The sequence below is a fragment of the Actinomycetota bacterium genome (assembly GCA_030776725.1).
In the GTDB taxonomy this organism is placed as follows: Bacteria; Actinomycetota; Nitriliruptoria; order Nitriliruptorales; family JAHWKO01; genus JAHWKW01.
The window spans coordinates 1-2,175 of sequence record JALYHG010000113.1; the positions used below are offsets into that span (position 1 = coordinate 1).

At 72.3% G+C, this 2,175-nt stretch carries 2 protein-coding genes; one reads left to right on the forward strand and one right to left on the reverse strand.

The window, feature by feature from the left end:
- Positions 1 to 488: 488 nt before the first annotated feature.
- Positions 489 to 1,361 (reverse strand): AraC family transcriptional regulator, encoded by an 873-nt coding sequence (locus tag M3N57_05210; protein MDP9022093.1) that lies wholly within the window; start codon positions 1,359 to 1,361, stop codon positions 489 to 491.
- 152 nt (positions 1,362 to 1,513) lie between these two features.
- Here M3N57_05210 and M3N57_05215 point away from each other — a divergent pair.
- On the forward strand, positions 1,514 to 2,175 hold a 662-nt coding region (locus tag M3N57_05215), incomplete at its 3' end, for a class I SAM-dependent methyltransferase (protein ID MDP9022094.1).

A 2,175-nucleotide genomic window follows, 5' to 3' on the forward strand; every position in this document is an offset into this window, starting at 1 on the left:
GCTCAAGGACCGCGACCTCGGCCGTGTCCCCACAGCCACCACCACCGACGAATAAAGATCAACCAACGTGCAGGGGGTCAACTTTCAGATGCCGCCAGGGGGTCAATTTTCGGCCGCCGTTGACACTTGGGTTCGACCCCCACCGGGGGCACCTACCATGAGCACTCCCCATAGCGCCATGACCTGCGCTTTTGTGATCACGTGGACGGCAGTCCAGCCATGTCCGGCCAACCCCGGACGTCTTGGTCAGCTGCGGGCGTCTGCGACGAATACGCGTCGAAGTTCCTGGGCTGACTGTGCGGAGACCGTGGAACGCGCACGCGAAGGTAGGTGCGGTAGGAAACGCGAGCCGGCTAGCGATGTCCTATCCGCGAGGGAGCACTCGTGCCCCGTCGGCGTAGCTTGCTCGTTCCGCCCGCTGGCGAGGCACTCGCGCAGCGCTGTGACGTCGTCGCTTAGCCGGTAGGCGACCGTTCGGAGCGAGGCCGCTACTGGGGAGTGGCTCGCCGCCACTCCTGCGGGGGGACGCCGTGGGCGCGGCGGAACCGGCGGATGAAGTACCCGGCGTCGCGGTAGCCGATCCGGCCGGCGATGGCGGCGACCGTGAGGTCGGTGTCGGCCAGCAGCCGGCGGGCCTCCTGCATCCGCCGCTCGGTCACCCACTGCCCCACGGGGCGGCCGGTGCGGCGGCGGACGACGGTGGTGACGTGGCCGGGAGTCAGGCCGACCGCGGACGCGACGTCCCGCAGCGTGATCGGCTCGTGGTACCGCGACTCCAGGACATCGAACACGCCGGCCAGCAGTGGCTCGTCCTGCGCGCGCAGCTCGGCGGGGACGTCGGTGTCGAGGCGCCCGAGGCGCACGAGCAGCAGCGTCAAGTGGGCGTGGGCGGCTTCGGCGTAGCCCTCGCGCCGCCCGCGCAGCTCGGCCTCCAGCTCCGACAGGCCACGCAGCCACGCCCCGCGGTCCTCGGGCGGCACACGGAGGCGCTTGCCCCCGCCGCGATCGCGGGTGAACGGGTAAAGCAGCGGGTGCGCCCGCCAGGCCAGCGGTGACGTCGGGGCGGCCGGGTCGACCAGGTCGGCGGGGAAGAACACCGCCCACACGCTCGCGTGCTCGTGCTCGGACCCGTCCGGCGTGACGACCGCCCCGGGGGCGATGACGAAGACGTCGCCGGGGGCCAGCGACCACGTCCGGTCGTCCACGCGCAGCCGGCCGTCGCCGTGTTCGACGAACAGGACGACGAGAAAGTCGTGAGCGTGGGTCCGGCTCGGCGGCCGGTGCGACGGGCGGGTCCCGGTCCAGCGGGCGACGCTGACGGCCGGGACACCGGCGGTTCGGACGTACCCCATCACCGGCACGCCCGACGCCAGCCGCCCGGACCGGCGGGTGACCCCGTCGACGTCCAAGGAAAGTCCCGTCGTCATCGGATCGAGTCCATTGTTTGCAGCTCGGAGCGAGGAGAAGCTCGCCATGCCAACCGTACTTCCGTCCATGTCGACCTGGAGGTCAGATGCCTGAGGAGACCGCTACACCGCGGGGCGCCCGCGAGTTCCTGCCCGCGATGGGCCGGCACGCGCTGCTGCCGCTCTACGACCCGCTGACCCGACTCCTCGGGGTCGGTGCCGCGCACCGCCGCCTGGTCGACGAGGCCGACATCCGCGCCGGACAGCATGTGTTGGAGATCGGCTGCGGCACCGGGAACCTGCTGCTGACGGTCGCGCGGACCCGACCGGTGGCCTCGGCCGTCGGACTCGACCCCGACCCAGCGGCCCTGGCCGTGGCCCGGCGCAAGGCGGACCGCAGGGGTCTCGCGGCCCGGTGGAAGCGCGGCTACGCCGACGAACTCCCCTTCCCCGACAGCAGCATCGACCGCGTGCTGTCCGCCTTCATGTTCCACCACCTGCCCACCGACCAGAAGCAGGCGGCGTTGCGCGAGGTCCGCCGCGTACTCGCCCCCGGGGGCAGTCTGCACCTGGTCGACCTCGTGGGGCACTCGCCGCAGACCGCCGGGCCGATCGCCCGCCTGCTCCACCGCGTCCACGGTCACGGCGAGCAGGACCACGTCGGCCACGGCACCGGGAGCAGCCGGCACGGCCGTGCGCACGGCCGCCTGGTCGACAACGCCCCCGATCGGGTCCGCGAGCTCATGTCCGAGGCCGGTCTGGTCGACGC